At 42.4% G+C, this 22,636-nt stretch carries 14 protein-coding genes; 12 read left to right on the top strand and 2 right to left on the bottom strand.

Translation table 11 applies throughout. The features are described 5' to 3' along the window. The first annotated feature begins 259 nt into the window (after positions 1-259). The 9 genes from G610_RS0109695 (at position 260) to G610_RS0109655 (ending at position 15,883) form a co-directional block, all read left to right on the top strand. Positions 260-1,753 carry an ABC transporter substrate-binding protein gene (locus G610_RS0109695; protein WP_026524623.1) on the top strand — a complete coding sequence of 498 codons (1,494 nt, stop codon included), beginning with the start codon at positions 260-262 and terminating at the stop codon, positions 1,751-1,753. Between the two features lie 33 nt (positions 1,754-1,786). Continuing rightward, complete coding sequence (locus G610_RS20410; protein WP_051197909.1) at positions 1,787-2,686, top strand: carbohydrate ABC transporter permease; 900 nt, start codon at positions 1,787-1,789, stop codon at positions 2,684-2,686. Continuing rightward, positions 2,683-3,516, top strand: coding sequence for a carbohydrate ABC transporter permease (locus tag G610_RS0109685; protein ID WP_026524622.1), 834 nt, complete (start codon positions 2,683-2,685; stop codon positions 3,514-3,516). Before G610_RS20410 ends, G610_RS0109685 begins: the two co-directional genes overlap by 4 nt. A gap of 17 nt (positions 3,517-3,533) precedes the next feature. Further along, the gene (locus G610_RS0109680) at positions 3,534-4,721 is read left to right on the top strand and encodes an AGE family epimerase/isomerase (RefSeq protein WP_305803307.1); all 1,188 of its coding nucleotides are present in this window, start codon (positions 3,534-3,536) and stop codon (positions 4,719-4,721) included. Further along, positions 4,722-5,915, top strand: a complete 1,194-nt coding sequence (locus G610_RS0109675) for a glycoside hydrolase family 130 protein (protein WP_026524620.1) — start codon at positions 4,722-4,724, stop codon at positions 5,913-5,915. Beyond that, on the top strand, positions 5,902-11,679 hold the full coding sequence (locus G610_RS0109670) for a carbohydrate binding domain-containing protein (RefSeq protein WP_026524619.1): 5,778 nt from the start codon (positions 5,902-5,904) through the stop codon (positions 11,677-11,679). The genes G610_RS0109675 and G610_RS0109670 overlap by 14 nt, the downstream gene beginning before the upstream one ends. A gap of 422 nt (positions 11,680-12,101) precedes the next feature. Continuing rightward, entirely contained in the window at positions 12,102-12,992 is an 891-nt protein-coding gene (locus tag G610_RS0109665) for a LysR family transcriptional regulator (RefSeq protein WP_026524618.1), read from the top strand. A gap of 625 nt (positions 12,993-13,617) precedes the next feature. Beyond that, positions 13,618-14,871, top strand: coding sequence for a leucine-rich repeat domain-containing protein (locus G610_RS0109660; protein ID WP_026524617.1), 1,254 nt, complete (start codon positions 13,618-13,620; stop codon positions 14,869-14,871). Between the two features lie 145 nt (positions 14,872-15,016). After that, positions 15,017-15,883 (top strand): YitT family protein, encoded by an 867-nt coding sequence (locus tag G610_RS0109655; RefSeq protein WP_026524616.1) that lies wholly within the window; start codon positions 15,017-15,019, stop codon positions 15,881-15,883. Positions 15,884-15,890: 7 nt separating this feature from the next. On the opposite strand, the gene G610_RS0109650 is transcribed toward G610_RS0109655, so the two are convergent. Then, entirely contained in the window at positions 15,891-17,066 is a 1,176-nt protein-coding gene (locus G610_RS0109650) for a glycoside hydrolase family 88 protein (RefSeq protein ID WP_026524615.1), read from the bottom strand. A gap of 72 nt (positions 17,067-17,138) precedes the next feature. After that, a complete protein-coding gene (locus G610_RS0109645; protein ID WP_026524614.1) occupies positions 17,139-18,674 on the bottom strand; it encodes a lipopolysaccharide biosynthesis protein in 1,536 nt (511 codons plus the stop codon). A gap of 140 nt (positions 18,675-18,814) precedes the next feature. Between G610_RS0109645 and G610_RS0109640 the strand changes: the two genes are divergently transcribed. The 3 genes from G610_RS0109640 (at position 18,815) to G610_RS0109630 (ending at position 22,628) form a co-directional block, all read left to right on the top strand. Beyond that, on the top strand, positions 18,815-19,870 hold the full coding sequence (locus G610_RS0109640; protein WP_026524613.1) for an NAD-dependent epimerase/dehydratase family protein: 1,056 nt from the start codon (positions 18,815-18,817) through the stop codon (positions 19,868-19,870). 77 nt (positions 19,871-19,947) lie between these two features. Next, positions 19,948-21,054, top strand: a complete 1,107-nt coding sequence (locus G610_RS0109635) for a DegT/DnrJ/EryC1/StrS family aminotransferase (RefSeq protein WP_026524612.1) — start codon at positions 19,948-19,950, stop codon at positions 21,052-21,054. 8 nt (positions 21,055-21,062) lie between these two features. Continuing rightward, a complete protein-coding gene (locus G610_RS0109630; protein ID WP_026524611.1) occupies positions 21,063-22,628 on the top strand; it encodes a DUF6056 family protein in 1,566 nt (521 codons plus the stop codon). Positions 22,629-22,636: the final 8 nt, after the last annotated feature.

Below are 22,636 nucleotides of genomic sequence, written 5' to 3'. Positions count from 1 at the left end.
TTGGTGAGATTATTTTAATTAAAAGAAAGGTTAAATTCAATCGGTTAATTAGCTAAATAATGCTAATTAAATTAGGTAAATAATTACAAAATGGCTTAAATATGCCTAAATATCTCTTAAAATGCAGTTAAATTAATGCGATTTGATCATAAAAGCAAGAATGAGGTATAAAACGCAAGTTTAATGGATGATTAAATTTACCTAAAAATGTATTCTACATAAAGCAAATAAAACGAAGTTCCAAAAAAGGAGGACAAAAATGAAATTGAGAAGAGTATTATCAGCCACACTTATGATGGCGCTGGCAACAGGAACAGTTGCCTGTGGGAATGGGGCTACAGCAGCCGGAACAGATACAACTGAGGTTGAGGAAGCTGTGGTAACAGAAGATGTGGCAACTGACACAGAAGCATCTGAAGAACCTGTACAGGATTCAGAGGAAGCTGTAACAGAGGAAGAAACTTCATCTGAGACAGAAGGCATTAAGTCATATGCAGACCTCACACTTGGTGAAGATTTCACTGACTTAACTGCAGAGATTTCTTTTTTCAGCAACAGAACAGACCTTGATTCGGAGGACTATGGCGGAACTAATTGGAGACAGTACATGGAAGCCTTTAATGAGCTTTATCCGAATATCAAAGTCGACGTGATCACTGATACCAACTACGCTGAGGATGCAAAAACTCACCTTCAGTCAGGAGATTATGAGACAGTGCTTCTAATTCCTTCAATTGATAAGGCAGACCTTTCTTCTTATTTTGAGTCATACGGAAGCCTTGATGAGATGAGCACCCAGATTAACTACGCAGATCACTGGGAATATCAGGGAGAAGTATATGGTGTCCCTTCAACAGCTACAGCGCAGGGAATCGTTTACAACAAGAGAGTATTTGAGGAGGCAGGCGTTACAGAGCTTCCCAAGACTCCCGAGGAGTTCATTGATGCTCTACAGAAGATCAAAGATTACAACAATGACATCATCCCTCTTTATACAAATTATGCTGCAGGCTGGACAATGGGAAGCTGGGATGACTACACAGGAATCAGTGCTACAGGTGATGCAGACTATACAAACAGAACACTGCTCCACGAAAAGGATCCTTTCAGAGATTATGGCGATTCTACTCATCCCTATGCAGTTTATAAGATTCTCTATGATGCAGTTGCAAAGGGACTTACAGAGGATGATTACTCAACAACAGACTGGGAAGGCTGCAAGGGAATGATCAACAGAGGTGAGATCGGATGCATGGTTCTTGGATCCTGGGCATATCCTCAGATGGAAGCCGCAGGTGAGAATGCAGAGGATATCGGATATATGCCTTTCCCTGTAACTGTAGATGGCAAGCAGTATGCTCTTGCAGGTCCTGACTACTGCTACGGAATTAACGTGAATGCACCCGAGAATGAAAAGCAGGCAGCTCTTATCTTCGTTAAGTGGATGACTGAGCTCTCAGGCTTTGTTTACAACGAAGACGGTCTTCCGATCAAAGCAGGCAGCACAGAGACAAAGCTTTCTTTTGACAATGTTACTTTCCTTCAGGAGGCACCTGCTGCCACAGGCGAAGAGGATCTCTTAAACGAGCTTAACGCAGAGTCTGAGCTTAATTACAGAGCAGGCGGTGACAGAAGAATCCAGCTCATCATTGAGCATGCATCAATGGGAGACATGGAATTTGATGACATCATGAACGAGTGGAATGAAAAGTGGACAGCTGCGCAGGAAGCATGCGGCGTAGCTGCTGAATAATTTCGAACACTATGAACCAGGGAGGATGGGACAATGAAGTGGCTTAAAAGTAGAAAGGGACAACAGGCTGTCATTATTTTCAGCTTTGTCACTGTCCCATTACTTCTTCTTTTGATCTTTACTTATCTGCCATTTGCGCAGATGGTACAGTTCAGCTTTTACAAAATGAAATACCTGACACCGCCGGATAAAAGAGTGTTTGTGGGCCTCAAAAACTATATTGATGTGTTCACAAGAGATGATTGCTTTAAGGCCCTTAAGCTTAGTGTTTATTACTGCATTGGCGCTCTTTTCCAGCTGGCTCTGGCACTGTTTCTGGCAACAATTCTGAGCTTTGGGGTAAAGGGAGGAAATATCCTGAAGGGAATGATGTTTTTCCCTTACCTCATAAGCGGAATTGCCATCGGATTTATCTTTAAATTCTTCTATACCAGAGGATTTGTCCTTGATTCAATACTTGGACTTTTTGGTGTGAGCCAGGAGGCTCTTCCCTATTGGCTTAAGGATCAGGCTGTAAACAACTGGTCCCTGGTTGCCACTTCTGTGTGGAGATATTTTGGTCAGAATATGGTTTTGTTTATAGGAGCAATTATGTCTGTTGATGCGGAGCTCTATGAGGCAGCAGCCCTGGATGGCGCGAACAGGTTTCAGCAGTTTTTTCACATAATTCTTCCAAGTATAAAAACAATAGTCACATTGAACGTTATTTTGTCCATAACAGGATCTCTTAGTGCCTTTGAGCCGCCATACGTAATAACAAGCGGAGCAAACGGCACCGGAACCTACTTTGTAATCATGAATGAAATAGCTCATGTGACTCAGAAAGTAGGCCTTGCCAGCGCAATGGCAGTGGTTCTTTTGATAATCATATTCATCTGCACCATTTTGCAGAAGCTGTTCTTTAAATATGCTTTTCGAGAGGCGGATACATGAAAGTAAGTAAGATTTTTATAAATATCATTAAATACACCATATTGCTGTTTTTTGCACTTGCGGCGGTGGTTCCTGTGGTGTCATGCATATTTACCGCATTTAAGACAACGGAGGAGTACCAGACCACAAGTGTAATGACTCCGCCTTCTAACTGGCTTAACTTTGAAAACTTCATAAAGGCTTTTCAGACTGCAAACATGGGAAGAGCCTTTTTGAATTCTCTTATCGTAATGGGCTTTGTTCTTGCGGTGTCGGTAATAGTGGGAACGCAGCTGGCATACATCCTGAACCGCTTTGATTTCTTTGGAAACAGACTGATTCGAAATATGTTTTTATTCGCATCACTTCTTCCGTCGATTGCAATGCAGGTTACGGTCTACAAGATCATGTCAGTGCTGGGACTGGTAAATCACCTTTACGGCTATATCATCATGATGTGCGGAACGGATGTTATCTCCATCTATATTTTCATTCAGTTTATGGAAAACATCTCGACTTCTGTGGATGAGTCGGCCATCATAGACGGGGCCTCATACTGGACTGTTTACTGGAAGATAATTCTTCCGCTTCTTAAACCGGCTATTGTAACTGCCTGCATTTTAAAAGGTGTTTCAGTCTACAACGAGTATTACTGTGCAAATCTGTACCTTATGGACAAAGAGATAAGAACCATGTCCACGTCCCTTTATACCTTTGTGGGACCTATGGGCAGTCAGTACAACCTGATTTGTGCGGGAGTTCTGATTTCGATACTGCCGGCATTTCTGGTTTTTATCTTTAGTCAGAAACAGATTTACAGCGGAATTACGCAGGGTGCGGTAAAAGGATGATATTGAGGGATATTTTGATGTTACAGGAAATAAATACAGAACTTAGAGAGCACATAATTCCTTTCTGGAAAAGCCTTCGGGATGATGAAAATGGCGGGTTTTACGGGCTTTTGGACTACGAGCTGAGTTTAGATAAAAAGGCACCCAAGGGTGCCATATTAAACAGCCGCATACTTTGGTTTTTTGCAAGAGCCTTTGTAGAGCTTGGGGATAAAACCCTTCTTGAATATGCGGACCACGCATACAAGTTTATGAAAACTTCCATGCTGGATAAAAAGTGCGGCATCTGCTGGTCAGTAACTTATGACGGACAGGTTTTGGACAGCACAAGGCATACCTATAATCAGGCTTTTGCCATTTATGCACTTTCAGAATACTACAAGGCCTGCGGCAGAACAGAAGTGCTTGATGAAGCACTTGACCTTTTTTATCTAGTAGAAGAAAAGTGCAGGGACGATGGTGGATACCTTGAGGCCTTTGATAAGAACTTCCGGCTGTTGCCCAATGACAAGTTGTCTGAAAACGGTGTTCTTGCCGATAGAACCATGAATACTGCATTGCACATCCTTGAAGCCTATACCCTTTTGTTTGAAGTGACAGGCGATGCGGCTATAAAAAAGCAGGTTGGAAACAGGCTTTCAGAGCTTTTGGTCACAATAAATAACAAGATATATGACAGGGATAAAAAGAGACAGGAAGTTTTCTTTGATCTTGAGTACAACAGTCTTATCGACCTTTACAGTTATGGTCATGACATAGAGGCATCCTGGCTTATAGACCTTGCGGTAAATACTTTGGGCGAAGGCTATCTGGATAAGGGTATTGAAAAACAGATAAGAGAGATGACGCTGGATATGGCTAGAAATACCATGGAGCATGCTCTGATAGATGGCTCTTTTATAAATGAGTGTGAAAATGGCGTAAATGATACTACCAGAATCTGGTGGGTGCAGTCGGAAGCCATGGTGGGCTTTGCAAATGCTTATACCAAAACCAGGGAGCTTCAGTTTTTATCTGCTGTCAGATCAATCTGGGAGTACACCAAAGAAAACATGATTGATAAAAGGGAGGGTTCTGAGTGGTTCTGGCAGGTGGATGAAAAAGGAAATCCTGCAACAAAGCCTATAGTAGAACCTTGGAAATGCCCGTATCACAACGGAAGAATGTGTTTTGAAATTATAGAAAGACTAAAGAAGGAGCTGTAAATGATTCACGAAAAATACTATGAGGAGCTGGATAAGCAAAACGAATATCTGAAAAGAAAGAATGAAAAAGCTCCTTTTTATAACGGCCTTTATGACAGGTACAAATATCCTGTTCTTACAAGAGAACATATACCGCTTACCTGGAGATATGACCTTGATAAGGATACCAATCCCTTTTTCATGGAGAGGCTTGGAGTTAATGCTGTCATGAATTCCGGCGCAATTTATTTAAACGGGAAATACTATCTGGTGGCCAGAATTGAGGGCAATGACAGAAAGTCATTCTTTGGCGTAGCTGAGAGTGAAAATGGAATAGATAACTTCAGATTCTGGGATCATCCTGTTTTGCTGGAGGATACCTGTAAAGAAGAGACCAATGTCTATGATATGAGACTTACACAGCACGAGGACGGATACATTTACGGAGTTTTCTGCTCTGAGAGTAAAGATACTTCAGTAAGCGACCTGTCAGCGGCTGTGGCATCTGCCGGGATAGTAAGGACAAAGGATCTTAAGAACTGGGAGAGACTTCCCAATCTGGTGACTCTCAAGAGCCCTCAGCAGAGGAATGTGGTCCTTCATCCTGAATTTGTGGATGGCAGATATGCCTTTTATACAAGACCCATGGATGATTTTATTGAGACAGGCAGCGGAAGTGGAATAGGCTTTGGCCTTTGCAGTGATATTACCCAGGCTGTTATCGATGAGGAAAAGATGACAAGTCTTCGCAAATACCACACCATCACAGAAGCTAAAAACGGCGCAGGCGCTGTGCCTATTAAGACGGAGAGAGGATGGGTGCATATCGCCCACGGTGTAAGAAATACAGCTGCAGGGCTTAGATATGTGCTCTATGCTTTTGTGACTGATTTAAAGGATCCGTCAAAGGTCATCGCTGAGCCTTCAGGGCTTTTGATAGGACCAAGAGGAGAAGAGAGAGTAGGAGACGTCTCAAATGTTGTTTTCACAAACGGAGCAATCGTCAACGAAAGCAATGAGGTGTTCATCTACTATGCTTCTTCCGATACAAGGATGCATGTTGCTACAACCACAATTGATAAATTACTGGATTTCTGCTTTGAGACGCCGCAGGATCCGGGAAGGTCAGTTCTGTGCGTGAAGCAGAGAGATGAGATGATAAGCAGGAACCTGGAGCTTATCAGGAAATCCGGAGGGGATCATGAAAATAAGTAAAAGCATTTTGTCTTTGATAGTATCGGCAGGGCTTTTGGTATCATCTGCCATGCCGGTAACAGCAAATGCTGCAAGTACGGAGGATATTGTGGGATTTAAGAATTTTATTACAGTGTCAGGCACAAAGCTCATGGATGGTGATAAGGAGCTCAAATTTGTTTCCTTGAATTACCCCCAGGCAACAAGCGATACACCCTGGGAGCATGCCAATGCCATGAAGACCTTCAGGGCCATGGGAGGAAATGTTACAAGAACCTACACCATCCCTGCCTACAACGGCGAAAACGCGGACACTGCTTATGTTACGGGTGTTGATGAAAATGGACAGCTCACTTTTAATGAAGATGCGCTAAATGCACTTGATGATGTGCTGGCCAAGGCAAATCAGTATGGAATAAGGGTTATCGTTCCTTTTGTGGATCACTGGTTTTGGATCGGCGGTATGGACAGCTATGTGTGGCTTGCCGGTGAGTCTGAGGGCAAAAAGCCCACCCAGTCAGGTTTTCAGGAGTGGGCATGGAAGTTCTACAGCAGCGAAAAATGTATGGATATGTTCAAGCAGATGATCACTCATTTGCTGAATAGAACAAATACTGTTACCGGTATAAAATATAAGGATGACCCGGCGGTTCTTTGCTGGGAAACAGGAAATGAGATTGGTAACAGAAGCCAGGTGGAAAGGGATGATGAGCTGGCAAAGTGGACCAATGACGTGGTAGAGCATGTAAAAAGTATCGACAGCAATCACCTTGTTCTGGACGGAAGAATGTCTATGGCACCAAAGTCACTTAGTGACGAAAACAAGGCTGATATTCTTGGAGCCCACTATTATGAGGGTAACTATGCCCAGAGATGCGAGGATGATACAAGATCTGCCCATGAAGCAGGAAAACCTTTTATCCTTGGCGAGTTTGGTGCAAAGGTTACAGCTAAGCCCTGTATCGATGTTTTTCAAAAGGGTGTAGAGAATGACACAAACGGAATAATGATGTGGAGCCTTAGAGCTCACAAGGATGGCTATGGATTCTATTTTCATAACGAGGATGGATACTGGGCATCATATCACTGGCCGGGATTTGAAGCCGGTAACTACTACGGTGAGACAGAGATAATTCGCTCTATCTATGCCTATGCTCAGATTGCAAACGGTAAGGCTTCAAACTATGAGGAGGCAGCAGCTATCCCGATTCCTGCTCCCGAGACAGAGGAAGCACCGCTCCTTTATTCCGAAAATGGTGTAAGCCATGACAATTCTTTTACCCGGAGCTCTGTGGGCGATATAAAATGGCGAGGCGTCGTGGGCGGAGCATGGTACGAAATTCAAAGGGCTGAAGGAACAGTTACGGATCAGGATTCCGAGACCTTCGTTACGATTGCCGGCGAGGAAGATTATGTCTATGATTCCGGCCGCAACTGGGAGGATAAGGACCATGACTGTATCGCGGGATACCATGATGAAACGGCTGTTGATGGCCATACCTATTCCTACAGAGTAAGAGCCTGCAACGAGTCAGGTGTTGGTCTTTGGTCAAACATTGTAACCGTGGAAAATGTAAATCACGTGGTTAAGGACGATCTTGATTTGATCGCAGTTTCAAGTAATGATCCTAATCCCACGGAGATAAGACGCACCTACAGTTCTGATCACTCTGCAAATATTGAGCAGTCAGGCAGTACTGTTGTCAATAAGAGCTCTGAAGAGGGATATATCGAGTACTTTGCAAAAATCCCTGCAGACCAGGTGGAGATCACTGCTGTGAGTGAAGCAAAGGAAGGCTCTGAGCCAAGGGTTATGGTATCCACCGATGGCATAACCTTTGAGGAGGCGGTCGTCACACATAGCCCCGGATCAAAGAACTACACAGCTTCTGATATATGCAGCGCAGGTAATTACTACTTTGTCAGAGTGTATCTTCAGGGGAAAAGCAGCTGCAAGCTGGATGCCATAGAGATTACTTATAAAAACGACGGATTATCTTATTTTAACGGAGAAAATGGAACAAGGGTAAAGACCAACGTGCTGATCCAGGATAATACCTTCGGCGTGGATGCTGAGCCCTTCTATGTTTCAAAAGATGAGAGCCTTGCGGTGAGGCAAAACGGCGACATCAGAGGCCTCACAACAGAAGGTACAGAGTCAGGATCTATCATTTATAAGACAGGAGATGACATCAATGCTTACCGCGTTAGCACAGTTTCATTAAATGGCGAAAATGTCAGGGTTGAGTACTCTTTTGACGGCGTAAGTTTTAAGGACACCGGGGAATTATCCGAATCCTCAGTTGATGGCGTTACAAGAAAAGTTTACGGAAATCTTAATGTGTCAGAGGCTGTTAGAGTAATCAGGGTGACCATTCCTGAAGGATGTTCTGAAGATGTATTTGTGAGCCTGGTTGAGATATCCAGCGGAAATAAGATGATTCCCCTTACAGAAGGCTCTCCTGATAATACCATTGAGGATGGCGAGTTTTATTTTGGTCAGGATTCAGTTCTTAATTCTTTTTATCAGATAAAAGTTGCAGGCGGCGAGGTTTCGTTTTCTAAAGGACTTGATGGAAAAGATTATTCAGCCTATGACTGCATTTTTGCCTGGGTTAAGCCCGATGGCAGCGGTAATGACCTGGCGATAAGACTTCGCGACGATGCAGGAAATATCTGGGAGAGTGAAAAGATAACACTTGGCGGCGCATCTGAGATGAAGAGACTCCCTATCACAAAGGATGGCGACTTTAACTGGAGCTGCGTCATGGGAGCGGAATTTGTAATCCTTGGAAAAGACGGCAGTAGCAGTATGGGCGGTGCCATTTCTCTTGATGAGAACAGCGCTTATTCAGGGAATTACGGAGTGAAGCTTTCATATTCTTTTGATGGAGAGGGCGACAGTAGCATCTGTATAGACAGTATTTATGCGGGCTCTTCCACAAAGGTTGATGATTTTGAGGGATATAGCGGATCCAATACGCTTTTGAATCAGGCTTATTCCAGAAATACAAATGGCGGAAGTTTCGGACTTTCTCTTGATTCCGGCAATAAATCAGAAGGCTCCTATGGCCTTAGAATCGATTATGACTATGACGGAAAAGGATATGCAGGTGCCACTAAAATCATGAATCTGCTGAATCTTAGCGGATATGACGGATTTATCATGTATATCGATTCTGACGGATCCGGCAATGAGATCAAGGTTCAGATGGAAACGGAAAGTTCCACCTATGCTTATACAGGTTATATGACAGGCAAAGGCCCTATGACCTTATATATGCCTTTTTCTAAGATTGTGCAGCCTGACTGGGCTACATCCGGAACGCCTCAGCCTATAGACAGTACGCAGAACCTTAAGTCTGTGTCCATCTATACCAATCAGACAGGAACCGTCACAAGCGGAACTTTCTATGTTGATGACCTTAAGGGTGCAAATTTTGTAGAGGAGCTTATTGCTAACACAAGAGTATCTATAGATGAAGTGCCTACGGAGATAACAGAGTTCCCCTATGAGATTACTGGAACAGCTGAGTTTGTAAAATATGTGACTGTCACTGCAGGCGATAAGAAGTTCAACGTGCCTGTAAATGCTGACGGAGGCTGGAATTATAAGCTGACAGAGGATTCAGGGATTAAGAACTCAGATGACCTTAGAATCAGGGCTGGGTTCTATTATCCTGATGGAGAGCCTGTAGCAGAAAGCGCAGAATACTCTACAAAGCTCATGGCCAGTGGTAATGATGCTCCACAGGAAGAACACTATGACAATGTGATCTGGAGCTGGAACTTTGGTGAGAGCGGAATGGACGGCTGGTCCTTAGAAGGATTTACTCCAAAGCTTGAGGACGGAAGACTTGTTGCCTGGTCTCAGGATGGGTATGAAGCAGTGTTTTCCTATACAGTGTCAGGCGTGCCAAACGGTGTTTACAATCTGTCCAATGATATCAAGGTAAAGAGTAACATGAACAGCGCTGTTATGGCTCTTTTCTCCGGCGATGAGGAAGTGACATCATCACCAATAGACACAGCAGATGTCATCGTGGAGGATCAGCTTCTTGGTGAGAAGCTTACGGTAAGAAATAATACAGTAACAGTGAAATACTACGTATCAGCCCCTGCTGATGCCAATGGAGTTACCTTCGCTGTGGGAGATATAAAACTGTATCTGGTTGAGACCATAGAGGATAATCAGGAGCAGGGAGAAGATCCTGGAGAAGGTTCTGAAGCCGGAGAAGGTGGAAATGAATCCGGTGAAGAAACAGGTTCTGAGCAAGGAGAAGGTTCTGAAACCGGTGAGAGTGATAATGGCTCCGGTGAAGAAACCGGCGAGGGTTCTGAAACAGGAGAATCCGGCGGTGCATCCGGTGAGGCGAGTGGCGAGGAATCAGGTTCAGGTGAAAGCGGTGAAGCAGGTTCAGGTTCTGAATCCGGGGAAGCTGGAGAATCCGGTCAAGAATCAGGTACCGGTGAAGAAGGGCAGGAAGAAACTCCGGTTGAACCAGTGAATGTAATTCTCAATGGGGATTTTGAAGAGGTAGAGGCTGATTGGCCAAATCTTCCGCTGTATTGGGAAATCTCATCAGAAGGTGCTGACTATCCTGTGAAGGGTGAGAACGGTAAATTTGTTGGTTATACCGATGAAGGAAATCCTTATACTTTCACTATCAGTCAGACCATAAATGATCTTCCTGCAGGTACATATACGCTTTCTGCTGAAATTGAACTTTTAAACGAAGGCTTTGATAACAGTATATCGATTGCTGTTAATGATTCTTCCGCTGAAGTTAATGGTGATATAACTGTGGGTGAAGCCAGAGTTGTCGAACTTACTGATATTGAGATTGTGGACGGTGTTGCCACAGTTAGCATAAGCGGTGACTTTACAGGAAAAGGTCTGAAGGTAGACAATGTTCAGCTCATTATGACTAAGGCAGCAGAACAGGAGAACGCGGGTGAAGAACAGCCCGGAGAAAACGGCGAAGGTGGTCAGTCTGAAGCAGGAGAATCCACTGAACAGGAAGGTGGTCAGTCTGAACCAGGTTCAGGCCAGATAGAACCTCAGAATTCGGAATCTACCGAGGCTGCAAAAGAGGATTCATCAGCTCCTCAACAGACGGTTAATCCTGTAAGTGATAATGCAAAGCAGACAGAAGCAGGTACCATTACGCCGAAGAAATCCAAAACTGTCACAGAGAGTAAGGGCAGTGGCGACAGGTCACAGAATAACGCTGAGACAAAGCACACAGGAACTCAGAACCGTGAAGAAGTTAGCCCCGGTGCAAATCAGGGGTCCGATAGAGACTCGAATACTCAGGTCGGAAGTCAGAACAAATCTGGACTTACCGCAAAACAGACCGACTCTACTGCCGGTCGTGGCGTACTTGGTGCAAGTAGAAATGAGCCAGCTTTAGCAGACAGAAATGCAGGCTCTTCAACAGAATCCGGCAGGACAGCAGGCGCAGCAACTGATTCTCAGAATTCAGGCACCGAGACTGATTTAGCCAAGGCATCAGATAAGAATATGGCTGACGCAGCAGAAATGTCTGATACATCTTCTGATGCAGAAACTGAAGATGCTGAAACAGAAGTTGAGGTTGCAGATAGCGCAGTAGATAATCCGGAAGAAGCATCCTCTATATCAGATTCAGAAGAGGCAGATAGTATGGCAACTGATTCTGAGGAGAACAATCAGAAGTCATCTCCGCTGATTCCTTTAAGCGCTGCAGCAACAATCACTGTTCTGATAGGTGCGGCCTATTTCATATTAAGATTAAAACACTAATAGAACACTAAACTACACTATGAAGCAAATAAGCATGCTATAGCGATAAATAATAGCAAAAAGAAGGAGACGGTCAGTTCAAAACTGACCGCCTCCTGTTTTTTTGGGGGTTCGACTATTTAGTCAACCTTACCTTCTATTCCATACATCTCTTCGAAGATTTCTTCAATCATTTTAAACAGTTTTTTCATATGCCAAGGCCTCCTTTTTAAAGATTTGCTTTGTTTATATGTATCTATGCAGCTGTTACTTATTTCTTTTTGATAATTAAATGATAACAGTTAATCAAGCTGTTGTATAATACATATAATAGTAGGTGTAATATACCTTATAGGTATAGATGGGAATGATAGTAGCAAGGAAACTATATATCATCGCTGATGATAACTATCAGAGCATAAGCGCAGAAAGGTGGAACGGGTATGGAGCTCAGGCACATAAGGTATTTTCTTACAGTAGCAGAAGAAGGTAGCTTTACAAAAGCGGCGGAAAGACTAAATATTGCACAGCCTCCCTTAAGTCGTCAGATAAGAGACCTGGAGGAAGAATTAAACTCAAAACTGTTTGTACGCAAGGCAAGAGGTCTTGCGCTTACTGAGGAGGGAACAAGGTTTCTCCAATACGCTCGCCGCATCAAGCAACTTGCTGATCAATCTGTGGAAGATATCAGCAAAATGAATGAAGGTCTTACAGGGAGGCTTTACCTTGCTACTGTGGAAGGTCATGCCCCTGAGCTTTTTGCCAACTGGATAAGCGAATTCAAGAAGAAATATCCACTGGTAGAGTACGAAGTTTGGAATGGGAACTCAGACGATGTTATAAAAAGGGTCCACTCAGGACTTAATGAAGTAGGCGTTATAACTCTTCCTTACGATGAAGAGGGCTTGGATGGACGTCTCATTTACAATGAGCCCTGGGTTGCAATTATTCCGGAAGACCATCCCTTAGCTAAAGAAAAGGGAGATAGCATCGAGCTTAAAAAGCTTGCACCATATGAACTCATCATCCCGTCCCGAAGATCCAGAAGAAAAGAGATTGAGAACTGGTTTGCGCCGCTAAAGTGCCAGCCAAAGATAATCTGCCGAATGGCCCACATGCTTAACGCTTACGAGCTTACATCCAAGGGCGTGGGAATTGCAATTTATCCTGCTTCAGCTGCCAAATACGTTAATGGTGGCGTAGTGATCAAACGAATAATAGAACCCGATGTAACAGCCGGCTATGTTCTTGTAAAAAGCGCTGAGCGTGATCTCTCAAAGGTGGCTATGGAATTTTGGGATATGGTCAATGAGATGTATGACTCAGGAAAATAGCAGGTGGTAAAATCTGTCACGCCTCTATTTTGAGAGATATGGTTATTTTCTCTGCTCAGACATGATGCAGAGAGTCTTGCTAAAGTCGTTCAAATGGCTTTTACGCCTCTATTTTAGGGAGATTTTCGCTTTTCTCTGCGCAAAAACCGGCTTTATAGCATTTCAGAAAAAATCCGCGCCTCTATTTTCAATGAAATCTTTATTTTCTCTGCGCGAGAGCTCTGCTTCGAGCTTTCAAAAGCTGTTCAAGAGCGATACCGCGCCTATATTTTGGCGATAATTGTGTTTTCCGCTGCGCAGGAAGGATTTGTCTCTATTTCATAATTATGCTCGCGCCTCTATTTTGTCCAAAATCAGTATTTTCTCTGCTCGAAAAGAATTAGGAATAGATAGTTTATGCCATTTCTGAAAATGAGATGTATAACGCGGGAAAACAGCAGTGTGGTAAAATCTGCCATACTTTCCATAAATAAATACCGGGTAAACAATCTTAAAAGAGAATAAAATAACACCGGCACTTATTGAAAAAGGTATTGTAGGGTTGGACAATTGTAGTAGATGTGTTGTCGAAAGTGGTGGATTCATTATGAATTAATGGAACAAATACTATGATGGAGGTACTTTTATGAGGGTTAGCAAAAAGAGTAGTAAGAGGGTTTTATCATTTATTATGGCACTTGCTGTTGCACTGACTATGTGCATTGGATTTATGCCCCAGAAGGTTTTGGCTGCTGCTGAAAATTTTCAGGCTTTAAAAGATGGAAGAGTAGTAACATCTGGTAATATTAGTTATGATGATCTTTGCATAAGTGGTGGCTTTTTAGCTCCTGTAGATGATGTGAGTAAAATTGTTTCTTGGGATGCTACTACCAAAACGCTTACTATTACAGATGGTAGTTTCGATGATATAAGTGGTGATATTTCTGGCATAACAATTGTTGTCAATGGTAATTGCTCAACAAGGCTTATTGGAGCTGTTGATAAGGACAACGGTAATGTGTCTACTGGCATTACTATTCAAATGAATCCCGGCGCTAAGCTGACTATAGACCAAGCATATGGAAAAAACAAAACAACCGAAGCTGCAGCATATAAGGAAGCTATTAATACATATGTTACCATCAAGGGTGGAAAACTTGCAGATGATGGAAGTATAGTATCGACGGAGAGTGCAGAAGTAAAGAAAGACGATGAACTTCAGGAGAAGGGTAAGACTTCTGCAGATTCCGCAACCTACAAGGTAACAGGAACAGATGAAGGAAAGCGTTCTGTAACATACGAGAAGCCCGCTGAGAATGCATCAGGCACAGAAGAAATAAAAGCTTCTGTTATCCTTAAGGACGGCAACGAGTATAAGGTAACCGCAATTGGTGACGGCGCATTTAAGAACTTTGAGAAGAAGGACGACATTGCCAAGATTATCATTGGCGATAACGTTGAAGAAATCGGTAAGAATGCATGTGAAGGACTCAAGAACGTTAAGGAAGTTAAGATTGGAAAGAACGTTAAGAAGATTGGCGCCAAAGCATTTAAGGGCTGCGTAGCTCTTACAAAGTGCGACGTTCCTGATAACGTTGAGGAAATCGGTGAGTCTGCCAACGAAGGCTGCAAAAAGTTGACAAAGCTTACAATTGGAAAGAAAGTAAAGAAGATTGGCAAAAAAGCATACTATCAGTCCGGTCTTAAGAATATCAAAGTTAAGTCTTCAAAGCTCACCAAGGCCAGCAAGATTGGTAAGAATGCCTTTGGTAAGATAAATAAAAAGGCAAAGGTTAAAATGAAGATGACCAAATCTGAAGCAAGGAAGGCTAAAGCACCTACAATAAAGGTATTCAAGAACAAGAAGATTGGTTATGTTAAGACATGGTCGGTTAGCTAAATAATTTAAAATAATAGCGATAACGCTAGAGAAAATGAGCTACAGGTTACTTAATTTTGAGTAGCCTGTAGCTTTTTTGCGTGTGGGGTATTACTCTAATGTGTGGACAGAATTGGAATGAATATGTGGGAAAGGGTTTATAGTTATGAAAAAGTTTGCACTGATTAAAGAAATATCCATTTTGACGATTGCTACGACGATTGTTGGGGCTGCTGTTTTCTTTTTTCTAATGCCAAGTCATGCATCGGTTAGTAGTATATCCGGATTAGCAATTGTATTGACAAATTTTATACCTTTACAGGTTTCAACGATAACCATGATAATGAACGTATTTCTACTGATAATCGGTTTTATCACCTGCGGGGCGGAGTTTGGTTATAAGACAGTATATACATCAATTTTGCTGCCGGTGGTTATTGGAATATTTGAAAGGTGTTTTCCGGATTTTGTTTCTTTTACAGGAGATGCGACACTTGACGTTCTTTGCTACATATTTACCGTAAGTATAGGCATCGCGATATTGTTTAACAGGAATGCATCTTCAGGTGGTCTGGATATTGTGGCAAAAATTCTTAACAAATATCTGAAAATTGACCTTGGAAAGGCGATGTCTGCAGCAGGACTGTGCGTTGCTGTATCCTCAATCCTTGTTTATGACACAAAGACACTTATACTTAGTATTCTTGGAACATATTTTAATGGCATGATCCTTGATCATTTCATATTTGACCAGAAACTTAAAAGAAGAGTCTGTATCGTTTCTCCTTTTGAAAAAGAGATACGAAACTACATACTTAATGAGCTGCACAGTGGGGCAAGCATTTACAAGGTTATTGGTGCTTACCGCATGCAGGAGCACAATGAGATTATAACTATTGTAGATAAAAGTGAATTTCAGAAACTTATGACTTTTATAAATAAAATAGACCCTCAGGCATTCATAACTGTATATAAGGTCAGTGATATGCAGTACAGATCAAAGTCCATGCCTGAGAGGATTTTCGAGGAATAATGCAAAATTACAACTGTATTGTATGAGTCAGCATGGCAAGAGCGGCTCCCTGTCCCCAGGGGTAATGACCATAGACTTGTCTGTGAACTCCTATGTCCTCACAGCCAGAAAGGGACTTTTGGACAGAACCCTTATCTGTATGAAGGAGTAAAAAGTCCTGCATTCGTAATAGAGCTTTTGTTATTTTATCTTCATTTATATCTGAGTCGCCTATAATATCAGAAATAGCCTCTAAGCTTTCTTCTCTAAAAAGTCCGCACTCAAGAGTCTTGGCAAGTGCATATCCAATCATAGCAGTAGCTGAGGTATCGGGTTCTCCTTCTATAGACTGAAGCTGCCAGGAAAAACCGCCATCAAGGCGCTGGTAGCTGAGCGTGGTCCTAACGAGATTAATGAACTGTTCTTTAATAATATCAAGCGTTTTCAAATCTATTCCTGCCGGAAGAATGACCTGACCTGCTGCATCATTATGAATATCTGATGTTTTATATATGCAGGTCAAAAATTCCGCGTATCCCATAATAAGCCACCCCATAGCTCTTCCCCAGCCAAGGAGTCCCAGCTTTTTAGCTGTTGACATAGTAAAGGCGTGATAGGGAAGACCTGACCTGAAGTCCATTCCATGGTCGTAGTAGTTTATCAGCTGCGTGGCTGCAAGCTCAAAGGCTTTATCATCAATTTCAGCGCCGTAGCGTGAGAGAAACATGGCACTTTGCCCTGCGCCATCTGCGAAGATATAGTCATTTCCCGCCTTGGGATTATAGATGATACTTCCTGTCCTGTTCTTGGGACTGTTATTCAGAAAATCATAAATCTTTGAAGCGCTTTGCTTAAGCTTCTCATCATCTGTTATTTTATACATTCCAAGAAGACCAGCACCAAAAACAGAGTCATCCACAAAGGATACCTTTTCAGAGCCTTCATCCTGCCATTTTTTAATAAATGAATTGATGTCGGTTGTTATTTCTGTCTTGAGAGATTCAGAGATAACCGGAGATATGGCTTCCGTAAGACCAAACAGCAGAACTCCTGCCGGCCAGAATATCATGTCCTTTGTGGCAGAGGGGCGACCAAGGGCCTTTTTGGCAACGTCCTTCATGGAATCCTTGAGACTCCTCTTATGGATATTTGCAAGATCCTCTCTTGCTACAGATATAAATGATTCAAGTTCTTTGATCGTCATAAGATCTCCATTAAATTAATAGATATTGTATAAATAACAAACGTTTCAAGAAATAATAACGTCTGACAGGAATCACTTCCTTGATAACTTACTTTTGATTATTCCAAGCAGATAATTATATTCGTCTGTATTATGGAACATGATCCAGAACACACCATTAAAAATAACGGTAACTATTATGCCCATTATCACAAAGGTAAGGATGGTGATATTAACGAGGACAGCTTTACTTATGAAGAAGCAGGCCACAATGATGGCAGCCTCTGTAAGTATATATTTGGCGCTGTCTAAAAAGTATGAGGATGAGCTCTTATCAAAACATACTTTATAGATGATAACAGGCTTGGTCACATTTGCAATAAGTCCTGAAACAACGGTTCCCACATAGATACCTGCAAGACCGATCTTTTGAACAAGAACGATTGATATCACAAGGTTCACAAAGCCCTGAATAAGTGCCAGATACTTATCCTGTTCGAATACTCCAGCAGCGGTCTTGTAGTTGGATAAAACGATTCTGTCGCCCTTGAAATAGTAGTCGGTGATGAACAGGTAAACAGCCAGTGTGGGGAGCATCCAGGAGGGACCATGGCGCCTTACAATCCACAGATAGATCAGAGGCTGCAAAAGAATGAAAAATCCTGCAGCTGAAAAACCGTATACCCATGACGCAAAAAAGCGATATACTTTAAACAGCTTATATTGTTTTTCCTTGGTCTCTGTAGCAATAAGATTGCCAAAGCTGGATATAACCGAGTTGAATATGATGTTTACAAAGTTCGCAATGGTACCGGTAACAAGCGTATAGTTATCAACAACGCCTGCTATTCCGACCTCGATGAAGGCGGAAATTATAAGGGTGTCGGTCTGAAGTCTTGCTACATCGCCGACCTTATGAAGAACAAGGGCCTTGGTCTTGGACCACACTTCGTCGTGTTCTTGTGTGGTAAGAGGTGTAATGTCCTTATCTCTAAGATAGGGATAAAGCTTATCAAGGTATCTGCTGACAAAGAGCTTTTGTACAAGCTGGATGGCAGCATCTGTTAACAGATAAATATAAAAGTTCGGAATTACCAGAAGTACAATTATCTGGAAAAATACAGTGATTATCTTGGTCAGAGTGTTTATATTGGTCTGAATGTAGTTTTTTTGCTCCGCATTTACCAGACTGTATTTATATGAAACAAAATATGTGCTTACTGTATTAAACAGGAAAATCAGATAGTAAAAGGTCAGATCCCTGGGAGTGATGTTTCCCGGGTTCTTTACAAGATATTTCAAAAAAGGAGTAAGGATAAGTCCGATAACAGCTACAACAATGGCTATTGTATGGTAAGCCTTCCTGTACATCTGCATGTAGGACTTGATCTTTTCGGTGTCTTTTCTGGCAACAGGTGCGTATAGTGAGAAATTCAGTGCCGTGCCGATACCGAGCTCTGCCATTGACAAAAGTGACAGGATATTGCTGTACAGGGCGTTAACGCCAAGGAGATCCTTGGACAGCTTGTATATGAAAATTGATCTTAATATGAAGGACATCAGGGCTGTTGCGAGCTGACCGATGTATCCGAATGTTATATTTTTAGCGGCGAGCTTTACTCTGCCCATGAAAATTGACCTCCGCAAGAGTTTTAACTATAATGTTTGGAGAATTGCGTTAGTGTGATTACTACTTGTATTATGAAAAAGCAATCTCATACACCATAATACAACGGATTATACCATATCTACAAAGGAGTATTAATATTATGAAAGAGAGAAACGTTTCTTTAGAAGGTAAGACAGTACTTGTTACAGGTGCTGCAGGCTTTATTGGCTCACACTTGTCCACAAGGCTTCTTGAGGAGTTTAAGGATATAAAGGTTATTGGCTACGACAATGTAAATGATTACTACGACGTTCGCCTAAAGGAGGAACGTCTTGAGAAGCTCTCAAAATATCCGGATTTCACTTTTGTTAAGGGTGATATTGCTGATAAGGCTGCAGTTGATGAGGTATTTGCAAAGTATAAGCCAGCAGTTGTAGTAAATCTGGCTGCTCAGGCAGGTGTAAGATACTCAATCGAGCACCCCGATGCTTATATCGAGGCTAACGTTATCGGATTTTTCAATATTCTTGAGGCTTGCAGACATTCAGAGCCCAAGGTAGAGCACCTCGTATATGCTTCAAGCTCATCCGTATATGGCGGAAACACCAAGCTTCCTTTCAGCACCAAGGACCAGGTTGATCACCCGCTTTCACTTTATGCTGCAACCAAGAAGTCTAACGAGCTTTTTGCTTATTCCTACAGTAACCTCTATGGAATGGCTACAACAGGTCTTAGATTCTTCACAGTATACGGACCTATGGGAAGACCTGATATGGCTCTTTTCCTCTTTGCTGATAAGCTTCTTAGAGGCGATAAGATTCAGATCTTTAACTATGGTAACTGCAAGAGAGACTTTACCTATGTTGATGATATAGTAACGGGTGTTGTTAATGTAATGCAGCACAAGCCTGATGAAGATGAGAAGGGTAATCGCTATAAGGTTTACAATATCGGTAACCACAGCCCTGAGAATCTTATGGACTTTGTTGATCTTCTTCAGAAGGAGCTGGTTGCTCATGATCTTCTTCCCAAGGATTTTGATTTTGAGGCACACAGAGAACTTCTTCCCATGCAGGCAGGTGACGTAGAGGCTACCTTTGCTGATGTTGAGGATCTTATGAATGACTTCGACTTTAAGCCTGACACACCTCTTAAGGAAGGTATTCACAACTTCGTAGACTGGTATGCAGGATACGTAAAAAGAAGAGACGCTTAAGAAGGCGTAGCTATCCCGTATAGGGACAATTTAGAACTGATATAGTTCACTATATGTAAAGATTAAAGGTGTTATCAATGGATAAAATAATGCAGAGCCGCATGGACAGAGGTTTCATGCGCCATCAGGAAGAATATGAACAGAAGGCCCTTGATGTTCTCCGCTCAGGCTGGTACATCCTCGGAAAAGAGGTTGAGAGCTTTGAGGAAGAATTTGCTTCTTATGTTGGAACAAAGTACAGCGTAGGACTTGCCAGCGGACTTGATGCCCTTTGGCTCGCTTTCAGGGTTCTTGGAATTGGTAAGGGCGATGAGGTAATCGTTCAGGGTAATACATATATAGCAAGCGTTATGGGTATAACCATTAACGATGCCACACCGGTTTTTGTTGAGCCTGATGAGCATTATCAGATAGATGTTGATAAAATAGAAGAGAAGATAACTGATAAGACAAAGGCAATCCTGGTTGTTCATCTTTATGGACAGGCAGCCCGCATGGACAAGGTTACAGAGCTTTGCAAAAAGTACAATCTCAGACTTGTTGAGGACTGTGCCCAGTCCCACGGAGCATGCTTTAATGGGAAAATGACAGGCAGCTTTGGTGATATCGGATGTTTTTCTTTCTATCCTTCCAAGAATATGGGAGCTTTTGGTGATGCCGGAGCTATTACCACAGATGATCCCGAGCTTGCAAGACTTATGAAGATCTATCGCAACTACGGAAGCGAGAAGAGATACCACAACATGGTTGTTGGTGCCAACTCAAGACTTGATGAGATGCAGGCAGGACTTTTAAGAGTTAGGCTTAAGTATATTCAGGAGATTACAGAGGAGCGTACCCAGATAGCTAAGCGCTACGCAGAAGGTATTACCAATCCTCTTTTCATTAAGCCTGAGGTTGCAGATGGTGCCACCAGCGTATGGCATCAGTATGTAATAAGAGTACCTAAGTACAGAGATGAGCTTATGACTTATCTTGCAGATAATAACATAACAACAATTATTCATTATCCGATACCGCCTCATCTTTCACAGGCCTACGAGTATCTTGGATTTAAGAGGGGAGACTTCCCTATAACCGAGAGCTGCGCCGATGAGGTTCTGTCACTTCCTATCTATGCAGGAATGACGGATGAAGAGATGGATTATGTGATTGATCGTTTGAATTCATTCAGAGCGGAGTAAGAATCTTAATGGGGGAAATAATTTCAATCGAAAATGATAAGTTCAAAATGAAGGAAGGCGTCAGAAAGCTGCGGATAGCACTGTTTGTCGGTAACATAATAGCTGTTATCCCTGTCTTTTTGATTGCTCTTTTCAATGTCCCTGCTGCTGACGATTTTAGTATGGCCTTTGAGGTTCATGAGGCTTTCCTGGAGTCGGGCAGCGTTTTTGCGGCCATTTTTAAGGGCATATACATGGGATATTGGTACTACATGAACTGGACCGGTTATTTCTTTTCAGATGCTCTTACAGCACTTGCACCCAGTGTTTTTCATGAGAGTCTTTATTTCCTTGGAACCTTCGGTATTCTGATGATGTTTTCCTTTGGACTTTGGTTTTTCATGAGGCAGCTCCTTACAAAGACTCTTCGTCTTGGCAATGATATAACAGGATGCATAACAAGTATCACCTATGCGATCCTTCTCCATACGCTGCCTGTAAATGCCCGCTGCGAGAGTTTTTTCTGGTATAGCGGAGCTATAAACTATATGTTTATGTTTTCACTGTCCCTTCTGTGGCTTGGGCTTATGATAAAGCTTGCAACGGATGTCGATACAAAGCTTTATGCAAAGCTTCTGATTTCGCTTCTTGGCTTTTTGCTTGGAGGCGCAAATTATATGACAGCCCTCAGCATGGCAATAATATCTGCTTGTATTTTATTTATAGCTGTCTATTACAGCGTATTTGACGGGGCTGATGCTGACAGGAAGTTCAATATGAGCCGCTATAAGCTGACAGCTATCTGTCTGAAGCTTTCTTCTGTGAGAAAGCTTGTTATGCCTTCGATATTCATGATAGTAGGATTTATCTGCTCAGTGGTTGCTCCTGGTAATTCAGTCAGATCCAAGGAAACCTTCTTTGGTCCTGTTAAAACGGTTCTTATATCCATCTACTACACTCTTGAAAGGATGTTTGGAGAGTGGCTTACATTCCCTGTTATGTTTATGTTAGCACTCCTTGTGCCTTTTTTGTGGAAGGCTGCCGGCAAGATCAGGAAGTTCTATAAGTTTGAGCATCCTGTACTTTTTGGCGCTTTTGCTATTCTTCTTGCTTCTGCCAATATCACGCCACCTCTTTATGCCACAGGCAATATCATCGCAGGCAGAATTCAGGGAATCTACTATATGCAGGGCATGCTTTTGCTGATACTGCTGGTTGGATATCTTTGCGGATGGGTGATAGTTCATGTAAAAGTATCTTCGTTCAAGGATTTCCAGGGCGTGTATGTATTTGTTACTCTTATCTTTGTGGTTGGTTCATGCTTTGCTATTAAGGCTGATCCCCATGTTTACACAGGAACTTCCGCTGTTTATGATCTGGCAACAGGGAAAGCAGGAACCTACAAGGCTGAATTTAAGGAAAGACTTAAGGTTCTTAAGGATGATTCCGTTAAAGATGTTAAACTTAAGCCCTATTCCGTAAAACCTGAGCTTCTTTATTTTTCTGATATAACGGATGATGCTTCTGACTGGCTTAATAATGCAGTAGCTGAGTATTATCACAAAGATTCTGTGGTTCTTGATAAGACAAACTGACGTGGAGG

The sequence above is a fragment of the Butyrivibrio sp. MB2005 genome, assembly GCF_000424285.1.
Lineage (GTDB): Bacteria > Bacillota > Clostridia > Lachnospirales > Lachnospiraceae > Butyrivibrio.
Note: the sequence above shows the minus strand (reverse complement) of the source record. Positions and strands in the feature narration are given on the sequence as shown.

Bases quoted from the DNA above. Each gene is read 5' to 3' on its own strand.
- G610_RS0109695 (WP_026524623.1), top strand. From the start codon at position 260: ATGAAATTGAGAAGAGTATTATCAGCCACACTTATGATGGCGCTGGCA.
- G610_RS20410 (WP_051197909.1), top strand. From the start codon at position 1,787: ATGAAGTGGCTTAAAAGTAGAAAGGGACAACAGGCTGTCATTATTTTC.
- G610_RS0109685 (WP_026524622.1), top strand. From the start codon at position 2,683: ATGAAAGTAAGTAAGATTTTTATAAATATCATTAAATACACCATATTG.
- G610_RS0109680 (WP_305803307.1), top strand. From the start codon at position 3,534: ATGTTACAGGAAATAAATACAGAACTTAGAGAGCACATAATTCCTTTC.
- G610_RS0109675 (WP_026524620.1), top strand. From the start codon at position 4,722: ATGATTCACGAAAAATACTATGAGGAGCTGGATAAGCAAAACGAATAT.
- G610_RS0109670 (WP_026524619.1), top strand. From the start codon at position 5,902: ATGAAAATAAGTAAAAGCATTTTGTCTTTGATAGTATCGGCAGGGCTT.
- G610_RS0109665 (WP_026524618.1), top strand. From the start codon at position 12,102: ATGGAGCTCAGGCACATAAGGTATTTTCTTACAGTAGCAGAAGAAGGT.
- G610_RS0109660 (WP_026524617.1), top strand. From the start codon at position 13,618: ATGAGGGTTAGCAAAAAGAGTAGTAAGAGGGTTTTATCATTTATTATG.
- G610_RS0109655 (WP_026524616.1), top strand. From the start codon at position 15,017: ATGAAAAAGTTTGCACTGATTAAAGAAATATCCATTTTGACGATTGCT.
- G610_RS0109650 (WP_026524615.1), bottom strand. From the start codon at position 17,066: ATGACGATCAAAGAACTTGAATCATTTATATCTGTAGCAAGAGAGGAT.
- G610_RS0109645 (WP_026524614.1), bottom strand. From the start codon at position 18,674: ATGGGCAGAGTAAAGCTCGCCGCTAAAAATATAACATTCGGATACATC.
- G610_RS0109640 (WP_026524613.1), top strand. From the start codon at position 18,815: ATGAAAGAGAGAAACGTTTCTTTAGAAGGTAAGACAGTACTTGTTACA.
- G610_RS0109635 (WP_026524612.1), top strand. From the start codon at position 19,948: ATGGATAAAATAATGCAGAGCCGCATGGACAGAGGTTTCATGCGCCAT.
- G610_RS0109630 (WP_026524611.1), top strand. From the start codon at position 21,063: ATGGGGGAAATAATTTCAATCGAAAATGATAAGTTCAAAATGAAGGAA.